At 69.2% G+C, this 13,930-nt stretch carries 13 protein-coding genes; 4 read left to right on the top strand and 9 right to left on the bottom strand.

Annotated features, from left to right (window positions below; all coding sequences use genetic code 11):
* Nucleotides 1–186: 186 nt before the first annotated feature.
* A complete protein-coding gene (gene ligD / locus ACFWIW_RS41670; RefSeq protein WP_378373533.1) occupies nt 187–1,125 on the bottom strand; it encodes a non-homologous end-joining DNA ligase in 939 nt (312 codons plus the stop codon).
* 52 nt (nt 1,126–1,177) lie between these two features.
* On the opposite strand from ligD, the gene ACFWIW_RS41665 reads away from it, so the two are divergent.
* Nucleotides 1,178–1,840, top strand: a complete 663-nt coding sequence (locus tag ACFWIW_RS41665) for a TetR/AcrR family transcriptional regulator (protein WP_378373532.1) — start codon at nt 1,178–1,180, stop codon at nt 1,838–1,840.
* Here the strand turns inward: ACFWIW_RS41665 and ACFWIW_RS41660 are convergent.
* Both ACFWIW_RS41660 and ACFWIW_RS41655 read right to left on the bottom strand, forming a co-directional pair.
* Nucleotides 1,785–2,114 (bottom strand): sporulation protein, encoded by a 330-nt coding sequence (locus tag ACFWIW_RS41660; protein WP_378373531.1) that lies wholly within the window; start codon nt 2,112–2,114, stop codon nt 1,785–1,787. The genes ACFWIW_RS41665 and ACFWIW_RS41660 overlap by 56 nt on opposite strands.
* A 135-nt stretch (nt 2,115–2,249) precedes the next feature.
* Nucleotides 2,250–2,909 carry a GntR family transcriptional regulator gene (locus ACFWIW_RS41655; protein ID WP_378373530.1) on the bottom strand — a complete coding sequence of 220 codons (660 nt, stop codon included), beginning with the start codon at nt 2,907–2,909 and terminating at the stop codon, nt 2,250–2,252.
* 103 nt (nt 2,910–3,012) lie between these two features.
* Here ACFWIW_RS41655 and ACFWIW_RS41650 point away from each other — a divergent pair, with 103 nt between their 5' ends.
* Nucleotides 3,013–3,813, top strand: a complete 801-nt coding sequence (locus tag ACFWIW_RS41650) for a carbon-nitrogen hydrolase family protein (protein WP_378373529.1) — start codon at nt 3,013–3,015, stop codon at nt 3,811–3,813.
* A 106-nt stretch (nt 3,814–3,919) separates the two neighbouring features.
* On the opposite strand, the gene ACFWIW_RS41645 is transcribed toward ACFWIW_RS41650, so the two are convergent.
* The 3 genes from ACFWIW_RS41645 to ACFWIW_RS41635 all read right to left on the bottom strand — a co-directional run bounded on the left by ACFWIW_RS41645 (nt 3,920) and on the right by ACFWIW_RS41635 (nt 8,239).
* The gene (locus tag ACFWIW_RS41645; protein ID WP_378373528.1) at nt 3,920–5,245 is read right to left on the bottom strand and encodes an alpha/beta hydrolase family protein; all 1,326 of its coding nucleotides are present in this window, start codon (nt 5,243–5,245) and stop codon (nt 3,920–3,922) included.
* A complete protein-coding gene (locus tag ACFWIW_RS41640; protein ID WP_378373527.1) occupies nt 5,242–7,563 on the bottom strand; it encodes a penicillin acylase family protein in 2,322 nt (773 codons plus the stop codon). The genes ACFWIW_RS41645 and ACFWIW_RS41640 overlap by 4 nt, the downstream gene beginning before the upstream one ends.
* A gap of 97 nt (nt 7,564–7,660) precedes the next feature.
* Entirely contained in the window at nt 7,661–8,239 is a 579-nt protein-coding gene (locus ACFWIW_RS41635; protein ID WP_240598167.1) for a helix-turn-helix transcriptional regulator, read from the bottom strand.
* Between the two features lie 249 nt (nt 8,240–8,488).
* On the opposite strand from ACFWIW_RS41635, the gene ACFWIW_RS41630 reads away from it, so the two are divergent.
* On the top strand, nt 8,489–9,700 hold the full coding sequence (locus tag ACFWIW_RS41630; RefSeq protein ID WP_378373526.1) for a lytic transglycosylase domain-containing protein: 1,212 nt from the start codon (nt 8,489–8,491) through the stop codon (nt 9,698–9,700).
* Between the two features lie 126 nt (nt 9,701–9,826).
* Entirely contained in the window at nt 9,827–10,255 is a 429-nt protein-coding gene (locus tag ACFWIW_RS41625; protein WP_378373525.1) for a pyridoxamine 5'-phosphate oxidase, read from the top strand.
* Between the two features lie 45 nt (nt 10,256–10,300).
* Here the strand turns inward: ACFWIW_RS41625 and gcl are convergent, their stop codons facing one another.
* From gcl to ACFWIW_RS41610, 3 genes are read right to left on the bottom strand one after another with little or no spacing between them, the layout of a single operon-like run.
* Nucleotides 10,301–11,995, bottom strand: a complete 1,695-nt coding sequence (gcl, locus tag ACFWIW_RS41620; protein ID WP_378373524.1) for a glyoxylate carboligase — start codon at nt 11,993–11,995, stop codon at nt 10,301–10,303.
* 3 nt (nt 11,996–11,998) lie between these two features.
* Nucleotides 11,999–12,886 carry a 2-hydroxy-3-oxopropionate reductase gene (locus ACFWIW_RS41615; RefSeq protein ID WP_378373523.1) on the bottom strand — a complete coding sequence of 296 codons (888 nt, stop codon included), beginning with the start codon at nt 12,884–12,886 and terminating at the stop codon, nt 11,999–12,001.
* Nucleotides 12,883–13,710: a hydroxypyruvate isomerase family protein gene (locus tag ACFWIW_RS41610; RefSeq protein WP_378373522.1), complete on the bottom strand. Its 828-nt coding sequence runs from the start codon at nt 13,708–13,710 to the stop codon at nt 12,883–12,885. Before ACFWIW_RS41610 ends, ACFWIW_RS41615 begins: the two co-directional genes overlap by 4 nt.
* Nucleotides 13,711–13,930: the final 220 nt, after the last annotated feature.

The raw sequence follows: 13,930 nt of genomic DNA, 5'->3' as shown, positions 1-13,930 counted from the left end.
CACCAAAGCCGCACTCCGAGCACTCAAACGACACCTCACCAACACCATCTACCAAGCACTCAAAGCAGACTTGACATAGAAGCTTCTTTCGCAACGTTGAAGGTTGCGAAAGTGGCTTTCGCAACGCCCACCCGGCCGAAGCCCAGCCCATCTCCCCGCATTTAGTCCTCTAAATGCGGTAGAAGCTCACTCGCCTTCGGCATCGAGGCCGTCGCGATCGGCCCATTCGAGCAGGGTGTCGAGCGAGTACGCCGTGTCGTCGATGCCCGCGTGCAGATCGCCGAGTTCGGCGAAGCGCGCGGGCACGGTGGCGATCGTGAAGTCGCGCGGTTCGACGTCGTCGACCTCGTCCCAGCGGATCGGCGTCGAGACGACGGCTTCGGGCACGCCGCGGACCGAGTAGGCGCTCGCGATGGTGTGATCGCGGGCGTTCTGGTTGTAGTCCACGAACAGCTTCGAGGGATCGCGGTCCTTGCGCCACCAGGTCGTGGTGACCTCGTCGGGCAGCCGGCGCTCGACCTCGTGTGCGAAGGCGAGCGCCGCCCGGCGCACCTCCTGGAAACCCCACCGCGGTTCGATCCGGACGTAGACGTGCATACCGTGCCCGCCGGAGGTCTTCGGCCAGCCGGTGATGCCGAGTTCGTCCAGGATCTCGTGGACGGTGTGAGCGACCTTCCGCACGGTGGAAAACGGGCAGTCGGGCATCGGGTCGAGGTCGATCCGCCACTCGTCGGGGCGTTCGGTGTCGGCGCGGCGGGAGTTCCACGGATGGAACTCGACGGTCGACATCTGCACCGCCCAGATCACGTCGGCGGGATGGGTGACGCACAGTTCGTAGGCGTGCCTGCCGGAAGGGAAGTCGACGCGGACGGTCTGCAACCAGTCCGGGGCACCGTTCGGGACCCGCTTCTGGTGGACCTTGTCCCCCGCGACCCCGGACGGGAACCGGTGCAGCATGCACGGCCGTTCCCGCAGCGCCCGCACGATCCCGTCGCCGACCGCGAGGTAGTACTCGACGAGGTCCAGCTTCGTCTCGCCCCGCGCCGGGAAGTAGACACGATCCGGGTTCGAGACGCGCACCGTCCGGTCGCCGACCTCGATCTCCACCGCCGAGCTTTTCGCCATACAGGGAAACTAACCCGAAAGCACCGATCCGCGCTCTGCCAGGATGATCCGCATGGCACCACGGACCCGCTCGCAGGCATTGTCCCGCGAGCGCATCGTCGAGGCCGCCGTGGAACTGCTCGACGCGGACGGCGAACGCGGGCTCACCTTCCGGACGTTGACCGAACGTCTCGCCACCGGCCCCGGAGCGATCTATTGGCATGTGCCGAACAAGGGCGCCCTGCTCGACGCCGCGACCGCGTCCGTCGTCGCCGTCGCCCTGACCGTCGAGGCCACGGGCTCACCCCAGGACGAGATCCGGGCCATCGGACTGAGTCTGTTCGAGGCGATCGAGCGCCACCCGTGGCTTGCCTTCCAGCTTTCCCGCAGCCCTCAGGGCTCGGTGACGCCGCGGATCTTCGAAAGCATCGGCCAGCGGGTCAGCGCCCTGAGTGTCCCCGAAACCACCTGGTTCACCGCGACCTCGGCGCTGGTGCATTACATCTTCGGCGCCGCGGGCCAGAACGCGACGAACTCCCGGGTGCTCGGGCGAGGAGCCGACCGCGCCGAATTCCTCCGTGCCGCGGCCGACGCCTGGGAAGAACTCGACCCCGGAGAGTTCCCCTTCCTCCGGGCCGTCGCCGCCGAGGCCCGCGATCACGACGACCGGGAGCAGTTCCTCACCGGGATCGATCTGATCCTCGCCGGTATGACCGGTGGATCGCGGCGACCATGATCGCGAACACCGCGCCGAGGAAGGTCACGTCCACCGACGGCACCCAGCGCACCTCGCCGCCCTTGACCACATAGGCCCCGACGGGTCGCGCGGCGAGGAGGAATCCGCCGCCCTCACCTTCCTTGCCCTGCTCGCTGCCGTGCCCGCCACCTCCGCCGCCGATGATGCTCGCGGCCGGGATGATCACGACGCCGTCCTTCTCCACCGGTTCGCCGTAGACGCGCCGGACGGTGAGGTTGTCCCGCATGACACCGACGATCTTCTCGAGCCCCATCAGGTCCCCGCCCTGTCCAGTTCCAGCGCGATCACGCCCCGCGGGAGCTCCCGCGCCCGGTCCAGGTCCATCGAACCAGAAAGCCACCGGCGCCGACGGCGAACCCTTCGAGGTGATCGACCTCGTCCAGCCGGGTCAGCCTTCCTGAGGCAGCACCGACATCACTTCGGACACCGGGCGCAAATGCTCCTCCAGCAGCCGCGACGCCTCTTTCGCGTCGTGGTCGTCCAGGGCGGCGACCAGTGCCCGGTGCTCCTCGTTGATCACGGTCAGCCGTTCCGGCCGGGCCTCCAGCGCGCGGACCGTGACCCGCTGTTGCCGCGAACGCAGGGTGTCGTACAGCTCGGTCAGGACGGTGTTGCCCGCCGCGTTCACGATGGCGCGGTGGAAGCGGCGATCGAAGCCCGAAACAGCGAACCAGTCGCGTTCGGCGCCGGAACTCGCCATCGCCTCGATGAGTTCCGGCAGTTCGGCGGGAGCACCGGCCCGGTTCGCGCAGAGCGTCGCGATGGCGTGCCCTTCGATCAGCCGCCTGCTCTGGTAGACCTCTTCCAGCTCCCTGGCGGTGACGGTGCGCACCTGGGCACCCTTGCGCGGCAGCAGGCTGATGAACCGCTCGGCGGCCAGCCGGTGGAACGCCTCGCGCACCGGCGTCCTCGACACGCCGACGACACCGGAAACCCACATCTCGTCGAGGAAGCGGCCGCCTTCCAGCTCACCCGAGATGATTCCGTCGCGCAGCCACGTGTAGACCCGCTCACGCGCCGGGCCGCCCCCTTCGGCGGTCACAGTCATCTCGTTCCCCCTCTATGCGGTCACTTTCCGCGACTGAGCCTACACCTGGACCAGCCAAGTATCCATCATGTATACAAGAGTTCCACTTATCGGAAGGGGTCCCATGGTGCACGTCGCGGTGGCACAGTTCGCGCCCGGCAACGACAAAGAGGCCAACCTCGCCCGCGTCGCCGCCCTCACCGGCGAAGCGGCCGATCGCGGCGCGCGGGTGGTCGTGCTCCCCGAGTACTCGTTGTTCACCGTACCGACGATGAGCCGGGAATTCGTGACCTCGGCCGAAGAACTCGACGGCCCGTTCGTCACCGAGCTGCGCAGGCTGGCGAAGGACCGGCAGATCACCGTCGTCGCGGGAATCAACGAAGCGCTCCCCGACGGCGAGCGGATCTCGAACACCCTGGTCGCGGCCGGCCCCGACGGGGCGATCGCCGCGCTCTACCGCAAGCTGCACCTGTACGACGCCTTCGGTTTCCGTGAGTCGGAGCTGGTCCGGCCCGGCGACATCGAAGCGCCGGAGACGTTCGAGGTCGACGGGATCACCTTCGGTCTCCAGACCTGCTACGACCTCAGGTTCCCGGAGGTCACCCGCCGCCTGGTCGACGCGGGCGCGGACGCGGTACTGCTGCCCGCGGAGTGGATGCCCGGTCCGCTCAAGGAGGACCACTGGACCACGCTGGTCCGGGCCAGGGCGATCGAGAACACGATCTACCTCGTCGCGGCCGGGCAGGCCGCGCCCGCCGGTTCGGGACACAGCATGATCGTCGACCCGATGGGCGTGGTCGTCGCCTCGCTCGGCGAGCGCACGGGGACCGCGACCGGCGAGGTCTCCGCCGAGCGGATCTCCGAGGTACGCGCCAAGAACCCGGCGCTGGAACTGCGCCGGTTCGCCGTCACCCCGAAGTCCTGAGTATCTTCTGACCCGGAGGTCCGTTCGTGAAGACACGCCCTCGGGCGTGGTGACGCGGCTTCCGTACGCCTGGGTGCCGGGTGGCCGCCCGGCACCCAGGCTCATTTCACGGCACCAGCAGTCCCCAGTGGACGGCCCACGGGACGAACACCGCGGCGCCCACGAGCAGCAGGCCGACCCGCGCTCCCCCGGCTTCCTTTTTCCGCCACCACGAAACCGCGGTCACCGCACCGGCGACCACGACACCGGCCGCGAGCAGCTGCAACGCGAGCCACGGCAACGTCCGTCCGAAAAGGACCGGACCCGGCGCCATCGCCGCCCCCATCGACAGGGCGATGTAGTAGACCAGGAACCCCGCCGTGGCGAGCGTCCCGGCCGACGCGAGCCAGCGTGCGGGCCGGGCGAGCGGAACGCTCTTCCCACGGCGGAACAACGCCGTCACCGGATAAGCCGCGAACGCGAGCAACGCCAGCGCCCAGAGCGCGATCTGCACCCACGGCGCCTCGTACCAGGCGAGCGGTGCGAGGGCGACGCTCTGGCTCGCCTGGGCCGGAGGCGGGTCGGCAGACGGCCCGCCCTTCGTCCCGTTCACCCAGTTCGCCACGAGTTCGAGGTAGCCGGGAGCGAAGCCGTCGAGTTTGTCGAAACCGTCCGTGGTCCGCCGGAGCCCGTGCTGGGCCTGCGGGAACACTTTCAGCGTGTACTGCCGGTTTCCGGCTCTGTCCAGCGTTTCCCGGAAGATCCGGACGGCCTCACCGGGCGGGGTGAGCCGGTCCAGTTCGCCCCACAGGCCGAGCACCGGCTGCCGCACCTTCTCCAGCACCGGAACCGGGTCGTACCCGGCCTCGGGGAACACGCCGGCACCCGCGAGGGTCCGCATGTTCGTCGACGCCACCATGTCCACCATCGAGCCGGTGACCCCACCCCGCCGTAGATAGGTCTCGAGCGCCCACGCCTGCTGACGATCGGGCGAGACCCCATTGGCGCCGACGGTGACCGCGAAAGCGACGTCCTTCGACTCCGACGCCGCCAATGGCGCGACCCAGCCCCCTTCGCTCAAACCCCACACCCCGACACGGGCCGGATCCACGCCAGGACGCGAGCGCAGCGCTCGCACGGCGGCGAGCGCGTCGTCGGCCAGGACCGAGTAGTCCCGCTCGAACAGCGAATAGCCCTCGGTCCGCTTGTCGTAGATCAGGGTCGCGATCCCCGCCTTGGCGAAGGCTTCCGCCTCGGCGCGGTAGTCGTCCCGGTCGTGTTCGCCGGATCCGTGCACCATGACGATGCCCGGCGCCGGTCCGCCGCCCTCCGGCGCGACCACCGTTCCCCGCAGGGTGACCCCGTGGCTGGTGAACGAGACTTCGCCGTCCGGAGCCGCGGCGGGCAGCGGTGACGAGACCGCCATGACGGCCGCGAGCACGACGGCGATCATCGCCTGCTCACCCGGATCACCTCGAGCGACGGCGACGCGAGGATGTCCTTCTCGCAGTACCGTTCGGCGACCCACTGCTTGCGCGAGTACAGCTCCGTCTGGTCGCTGTGGTGCGCCGACTTCGGGTTCGCCGACTGCGAGTAGGTCATCAACGTCGTGGTGTCCGGGCACCCGGTCCCGTTGAACGCCACGACATGCAGGTACGTCCCGCCGTGGGTGAACTCGGTGTACCCACGGGCCGGATCCCAAGGCCCGCCGAGGGTGTTGTAGACCCCGCGGCCAGCGGTTCCGCCGCCCAGCGGGATCTTCCGGCCGTCGCGGACGACGTAGTGGTTGTCACCGTACGGCGCGTCGAGCGGGATCTTCGCCGCACGCAGCTCCGAAACGGCGCCGGAGAGCGCCTTGCGGATCGCCGCGTTCCCCGTGTCGAGCGTGTTCGGCGTGTGGACCGGATCCTCGACGTCGAACGGGTTCTTCCAGATCTCCGGCCCCATCCGGTCCACCGCGGCCCAGAACCGGTCGAACAGCAACGCGCCCCGGCTGCCGGCGTCCGAACGACCGTCCCAGCCTGCCAGCGCGGTGCAGGCGTCTTCCAGCCCCTGCATCGTGCGGCACATCGCGACGACGTCGGCGCGCACGAGTTCGGCGGCGTGGTCCCGGTTCGAGAACATCAGGTCCCGCATCGCCTGCCCCGTGAAGCCGCCCTTCTTCAGCTGGTCGGCGATCTCGACGAGACCGGCACGCGTCCGCATGTTCTGTTCGTAGCGGACCGGGCCCACGATCCGGGGGAAACCGGTCTTCGGCTCGGCGGGATTGACCAGCCAAGAGCTGTCGTTCGAGTTCGCCGCGAAATCCGACCGGCTCAGGCTCGGCAGGCCGGCCGGGCCGAAGACACCCGGCCGGAGCGCGTCCCTGTCGCGACCCCAGGCACACGCCGTCTTGGAGCCGTCGAGCACCGCGACCCCGTTGGCGGCGAACAGTTCCTTGCCCAGCGGCGTGTTGCAGCGCGCGGCCTTTTCGTCGGTGACATGCGGTATCCCGTGGATCTGGCTGAACTCCACCCGGCCGCGGTCGTCGGTGGCGAGGATGTTCATCCACGGCAGCCCTTGCGTCTCACGGACCGCGCCGATCATCTCCCCCGCCGTCCGGGCGCGGGCGATCGCGAACATCGAGTTCGTCATCCCGAGGTTGGTGGCGTTGGCGTCCGCGATGGCGAACGCGCTCGACGCCGTCCACGGCAGTTCCCGCTGCCCGAGCCTGGTCGTCACCGGGCCGTACCTCGTCGTCCATTGTGGACGTAAAACGCGCTCCAGTGTGCCGTCCGCCTTACGCGACAGCACACTCACGTCGGTACGCCGCATCCGCTCGGGTTTCCCGTCGACCAGGTACGTCGTCGGCGAACCGGGCACGAGTTTGAGCTCGAACAGCGTGTACGTGCGCGTGGTGTCGGTGGCGGTGCCGCTCCAGGCCGCGGTTTCGTTGTGTCCCAGCCACATCAGCGGAATCCCGGGGATACCCGCACCGCTGACGTTCAGTTTGCCCGGCAACGTCACCTGCGACTGCCAAAGCCTGGTCCCGCTCAGCTGCCACGGCAAATGCGGGTTGGCCAGCGAGACACCGCGTCCGTTCGCCGACGCGGCGGAGCCGATCGAGATCGCGTTGCTGCCGATCCCGGTCTCCCCGAGCATCTGTTCGGTACCGCCGCCCGCGGGCGGGGCGCCCGGCGATGACGCGGTGATCGAGTCCGCGACGCCGCCCTGTCCGAAGATCATGCCGACCGCGTGGCTGTGCCGGTACACGTCGAGTTCGGTGAGCGGCTTCAGCCAGCCCGCGCCCCGGCAGGCCGGGTCGGTGATCTCGCCGGTGCGCAGGTACTTGTTGACCCCCTCGACGTAACCGCGGATCAGCTCCCGGACCTCGCGGTACGGCCCGCGCGGCGCGGGCGCCGACAGGAGCCGCTCGACGGCACCGCTTTCGTTGAGACCTTGGAAGTACAGGTCGCTCGCGAGGTTCGTGCTCGCCTGGCTCACCCCGCTCGTCGGCGGCGCGTCCGGCCCGAGCCAGCGGGAACGCTCGGCCCGCGTGGTGACCGCGACGTCCGCGATCGCGCAGATGTTGTCCTTGGCGGCGGCGAATCCCTGCCCGAAGCCCAGGTTCAGCCAGTCGTTCGCGACGATATGCGGGATGCCGTATTCGGTGTAGCGGATGGTGGCGTCCGGCCGGGATCCCCCGTCCGGCGGTTGCGCGGCCGCCGCGGTCCCCGCCGCGAGCAGGCTCGCCGCGGCGCAGACGGCCGCGATTCCGTTCCAGAGCAGCATGCTGCTCCCCCTTTGTGTGTGGAGTGGTTCGTGAAGACACGCCGTCCGGCGTGGTGACGCGATGCCGGTGGTCGAGTGGCCGCTCTCCCACCGGTTTTCAGTTCCCTTCCTTCACCTCCCCGTCCGCGTCCGGGAACGCGGTCCAGCGCACGAGCACCTTCCGCGCGTCCGGACCGGGTTCCGGCCGCCAATAGCGGCGCAGCAGCTCCAGGTAATCGTCGAAGAATTCCTTGAGCTCTTCGAGGTTCAGATAGACCGAGCCGCGCGAGAACACCAGCGCGTCACCCCATTCGCCCAGCTCGCCGCGCCGCTCGAGGAAACTCGCCAGCTGTTCGAGATCCTCGGTGAACGCGGCGCGCTGCGCCTCGTCGAACACGGCGCGCATCTCGTCGTTCTGCTCGCTGTGCCGGGGCCAGCGGATGTCGCGGGGCCGGGCGCGCCACCAGCGTTCCTTGCCGTGCGCGAGCTCCGGCGCCTCGTCGACGAAGTCGTATTTCGCCAGTTCCCGCAGGTGATAGCTGGTCGCGCCCGAGCTCTCCCCCAGTTCCTTGGCCAGCTTGGTCGCCGTCGCCGGACCGCGGCCCAGCGCCTCCATGATCCGGCGGCGCAACGGGTGCATCACCGCCTTCAGCACGGCGGCGTCGGCGATCTCTTCGGGTGGCGGCGGACCGGTCATGACCCCAAGGTAGCCGTGCAAAGGAGATTGTGCAAAGGACTCTTTGCACGCGGTTCAGACCACTCCGCGAGGCGGGCGGGGATTCTGCTGACGATTCGGTGAACTCAGCGTGAAATTGACAACTTCACTACGAAGGTCTTGTGCCGCGAGGACGAAAACTCGACAGGATCGCGGATTTTTCGTTGCGTCGTCCCCGAAAACCGGTCGTATCGGATAGTTTTGCCCGGAGTCGACCTTGCGGGAGAGAACATGCCGAAGCACCGCCCCCGACAGACGGACAAGCTGTCCGCCCGGCACCGGACGGCCTTCGCGCTCGCCGGCGGCGCGCTCGCCGTGCTGCCCGCGGTCACCGCGTCGGCGGGCCCCGACACCCCGATCGCCGCGCCGAAACCGGCCGCCCCGCAGAATCAGGCCTCGGCCTGGCAACCGCCGGCGGGCACGGTCCCGGAGATCGCCGTCGACGGCAGCCTCCCCGAGCCGCCCATCCCGGACCCGCTGACCGTCCCCGGGCATTCCGGCAACGTCGGCGGCGCGTTCGCGCCTTCGGGCGCGCTCGGCATCCCCGCCAGCATGATGAAGGCGTACAAGAACGCCGCCGACATCCTCGCGAAGGAACTGCCCGGCTGCCACATCGACTGGGCGCTGATCGCCAGCATCGGCCGGATCGAATCGAACCACGCGCGCGGCGGCTACGTGGACGCCAAGGGCGACACGCTGGAGCCGATCCTCGGCCCGCAGCTCAACGGCGCCGGGCCGTTCGCCGCCATCTCCGACACCGACGGCGGCAAGTACGACGGTGACACGGTGTGGGACCGCGCCGTCGGCCCGACGCAGTTCATCCCGTCCACGTGGAAGGGCTACGCCTCCGACGGCAACGGCGACGGCGTGTCGAACCCGAACAACATCTACGACGCGACGCTGGGCTCGGGCCGCTACCTCTGTTCCGGCGGGGTCGACCTGACCTCCGAGCAGACCCAGCGCGTGGCCGTGTACCGCTACAACCACTCGCTGTCCTATGTGGACACCGTGATCCGCTGGGCGGTCGCCTACCGCGGCGGCGTCGCGACGATGCCGGACAGCCAGGTCCCCGTCGGCGCGCCGGACTCCCAGGACGTCGCCGCCGGCACGCCCGGTGGCCAGGTCCCGGTGCCGACCCTGCCCGGCACTCCCCCGCCCGGCACGACCACGCCGGGGCCGACCCCGTTGCCCGGCACGTCTCTCCCGCCGAGCAGCACGACGCCGCCGAGCAGCACTTCGCCCTCGAAGCCGACCACCAGCACGCCGCCTTCGTCGACGACTCCGCCTTCCTCGACACCGCCTTCCTCGACACCGCCGTCGAGCACGCCTCCGTCTTCGACGACGCCCCCGCCGTCCAGCACGTCGTCGGCGGCGCCGTCCTCGACCCCGGCGGGCGACACCGGTGAGTCGTCGCCGACCGGCACCACCTCGCCCACGCCGTAACGCCTCGTGAGTGGTAAGGACGGTTAGAACCGTCCTTACCACTCACGAGCCCGAGTGCCCGGAATGTCCCGAAGACGGGCCGCGTTGTCGCTTCCGTAGATCACCCACGAGAGAAGCGAGACACGGATGTCGTCTTTTGTCATGACCGCCGAGGAACGGGAAGCCTTCCTGAGCGATGTCCACATCGGGGTCCTCGCCGTGGAGAGGGAAGGCCGGGCCCCGCTGGCCGTACCGGTCTGGTACGACTACGAGCCCGGCGGCGAACTCCTGATCTGGATGGACGGCGGCTCGGTCAAGGACAAGGCGATCAAGAAGGCGGGCAGGCTCAGCCTGGTCGCGCAGTCGGAGACGCTGCCGTACAAGTACGTGACCGCCGAGGGTCCGGTCATCGCGAACGACACGCCGCCGACCCGGGAGCAGGCGCTGAAGATCGCGCACCGCTACCTGCCTGAGGACGAGGGCACGAAGTACGTCGACGGCGCGCTCAGCGACAACTCCGTGCTGGTCCGCGTCCGGCCGGAGAAGTGGCTGAGCAACGACCAGGGCAAGGCCTGACCGGACGACGGTGTCCCGGCGGGCGAGCCGCCGGGACACCGTCGTTCAGCCCGCGATCGGCTCGAACTCGACGACGCTGTCGAGCGCCTTGCCCATCGCGGCGTTCCCTTCGCGTTCGATCATGATCTCCACGAGCACCGGCCGCGACGTCCGCTCGGCCTCTTTGCGCGCCCACTCCAGCGAAGCCCGGATCTCGCCCGGCTCCGTGACGCGGGTTCCGGAGCAGCCGTAGGCCTCCATGACCTTCACGTTGTCCGTGCCGATCTTGTCGTAGTGGATGTCGACCTCGAAGTTCATCTCGTAGCCGGTTTCGGCCTGCCGGATGAGCCCCAGGTACTCGTTGTTCAGCATGATCAGCACGAACCCGACGTCGTACTGCGCGGCCACCGCCAGCTCCTCGACCAGGAACTGGAACGAGTAGTCGCCGACCACGCCGACGACCTCGGCCTCCGGTTTCGCCTTCTTGACACCGATCGCCGCCGGGATCTCCCAGCCGAGCGGGCCGGCCTGGCCGCACACCTGGTAGTGCCGAGGCTTGTGCGCGCGCTGGAACTGCCCGGACCAGATCTGATAGAGCCCGATCGCGGTGACGAAGTAGGCGTCCTCGCCGTAGAACTCGTTGATCTCCTTGAACACCCGCGGCGCCTTGATCGGCGTGTCCTCGAAATCCTCGCGCCGCGGCAAGCTCTCCTTGAGCTCGCCGATGCGCCGAGGCCACGCGCGGTCCCGCGCCGGGGAACGCTTCGACGCCGCCTCGATCAGCGCGTCAAGGAAGGCACCCGTGTCCGAGACGATGCCGAGGTCCGGCCCGAACACCTTGCCCAGCTGCGTCGGCTCGATATCGACGTGGATGAACTTCCGGTTCCCGCGGTAGACGTCGAGGTCACCGGTGTGCCGGTCGCCGAACCGCGCGCCCAGCGCCAGCACCAGATCCGCCTCGAGGAAGGCCGCGTTCGCCCAGCGCTGCGAGGTCTGGATACCCGCCATGCCGGCGAACAGTTCGTGGTCCTCGGGGAAGCTCCCCTTGCCCATCAACGTCACACCGACCGGGACGCCGAGCAGTTCGGCCGCGGTACGCAACCGGTCGCTCGCGTCGCCGAGCACCACGCCGCCGCCCGCGAGGATCAGCGGCCGCTCGGCGGCCAGGAGCAGGTCCAGCGCCCGCTCGACCCTGGCGGGCGACGGCGTCGCCCTGGTGACCGGGAGCGGCGAGTCGATACTGGAGTCCCATTCGATCTCCTGCCGCTGGACGTCGATCGGCAGGTCGATCAGCACCGGCCCCGGGCGGCCGGACCGCGCGATCCGGAACGCCTCCCGGAACACCCACGGCAGCTGGGCCGCCTCCTTGACCTGCACCGCCCATTTGGTCACCGGCTTGGCGATCTCGACGATGTCGACGGCCTGGAACGCCTCGGTGTGCAGTTTCCGCGAGTCGGCCTGCCCGGTGATGCACAGGATCGGGATCGAGTCGGCCTGCGCGGTGTAGAGGCCGGTGATCATGTTCGTCCCGGCGGGCCCCGAGGTGCCGATCGCGACGCCGACGTTGCCGGTGGTCCTCGCCCAGCCGTCGGCCATATGGGTCGCGCCCTCCTCGTGGCGCACGATCAGATGCTCGATGCCGCTGTCCTGCATCGCGTGGTACAGCGGGAGGATCGCGGCTCCCGGGCAACCGAAAGCGGTGTCGACGCCCTCACTGACCAGGACGTCGACGACGGCCTGCATGGCGGGGATTCTTGGCATGCGTCACTCCTTGTTTTCCGCGCCGGACAGCGATTCGACGACCTTCAGCAGGGCGGAGTGATCGAGCGAGCCGTGGCCCATCGCCCGTCCGGCGGCGACGAGCTGGGCGACCAGCCCGGTGAGCGGCAGCGCGACGTCGGCCTGCCTGGCGGCGGCGAGCGCGATGCCCATGTCCTTGTGGTGCAGGTCGATCCGGAAGCCCGGCGCGAATTCCCGCGCCACCATGGACTTCCGCTTCAGTTCGAGGATCCGGCTGCCCGCCAGGCCGCCCGCGAGGACGTCCAGCCCGACACCGGCGTCCACGCCCGAGGCTTCGAGCAGCACGATGGCTTCGGCGATCAACCCGTACGTCCCACCGACGACCAGCTGGTTCGCGGCCTTGACGACCTGGCCCGCACCGTGCGGCCCGACGTGCACGATCGTCTTGCCGACCGCCTCCAGGATCGGGAGCCCGGCGGCGAAATCGTCGGCCTCCCCACCGACCATAATGGACAGTGAGGCCTGCTCGGCCCCGGCCTGGCCACCGGAAACGGGCGCGTCGAGCACCCGGATCTCGCGTTCACCGGCCCGCTCGGCCACCTCGATGGAGGTCTCCGGCCGGATGGTGCTCATGTCGATCAGCAGTGTGCCCGGCTTCGCCGATTCCAGCACTCCGCCCGCCGCCAGCACGACCGCCTCGACCTGCGGATGATTCGGCAGCATGGTGATGACGACTTCCGCGTCGGCCACGGCGTCGGTCACCCCGTTCGCGGGCCGGCCGCCCGCGGCCTCCAGCCGCGCGAGCGCGTCCGCGTTCGTGTCGAATCCGCTCACCTCGTGGCCGGCGGCGACGAGATGTCCCGCCATCGGCCCGCCCATGATCCCCAGGCCGATGAATCCCAGCTTGGTCATGCCAGTCCCCTTCGTTCGAAAGGCAGCCACGACAGCGAATCCGCGCTCGGCCCGTCGGGTTTGTACTCCACGCCGACCTGCCCGCGATAGCCCGCCGTCTGCAGCTTCTCCAGGTATCCCTCGATGTCCAGCGTTCCGGTCCCCGGCTGGTGGCGCCCTGGGGCGTCGGCGATCTGCACATGGCCGATCCGTCCGGTGTGGACGGTCGTGACCGTGTCGAGGTCGTCACCGTTGACCGCCAGGTGGTACAGGTCGGCCAGCAGCTTCACGTTGTCCCGCCCGAGTTCGTCGAGCACCTTCAGTACGTCGCCCGCGGTCTTGAGCGGGTACTTCTCCGCCCCCGACAACGGCTCGAGCACGATCTCCGCGCCGATCCGCGCGGCCGCGTCCGACGCGAGCGCCAGATTCGACAAGCCGAGCTTGTCCTGCCCGGCCGGATCCGCGCCGTCGATCCGGTTGCCGTAGAGCGCGTTGAACCGGCGGCAGCCGAGCCGCTCGCCGAGGTCGATCGCGGAAGCGATACCGCGGGCGAACTCGTCCTCGCGACCGGGCCAGGTGACCAGGCCACGATCGCCACCCGCCATGTCGCCGGGGAAGAAGTTCAGCCCGGTCACCGCGACACCCGCCCGCTCGACCGACGCCACGAACGCGTCGACCTCGGCGGCGTCCGGCACCGGCGTCTCGAACGGCCACCAGTACTCGACCGCCGTGAAGCCGGCCGCGCGCGCCGCCTCCGCACGGTCGAGCAGCGGCAACTCGGTGAAGACCAGCGACAGGTTCAGCACATAGGGCAGTGCGTGACGCGAACCGGCAAGATCAGCCATCGAAACCTCTGCAATTTCGCTCTGCGGAAACTTTCTTTCGTATATCGAGAATAGCCCGCTGACCTGTCCAGGTCAACGGGCGGTATACCGGCAGAGGCGCGTCGAGCGCGGGTGGCGTGTCCGCGCGCGGGGATTCAGTTGGGTCTGCGCGCCCTTCGGCCAGGGCCTGACGTTGGGTAATTCAAGATCCCAAAATCCCAACTAGCCAAAAGTGGGTTAG

The organism is Amycolatopsis sp. NPDC058340 (assembly GCF_042723975.1).
Classification (GTDB): domain Bacteria; phylum Actinomycetota; class Actinomycetes; order Mycobacteriales; family Pseudonocardiaceae; genus Amycolatopsis.
Note: the sequence above shows the minus strand (reverse complement) of the source record. Positions and strands in the feature narration are given on the sequence as shown.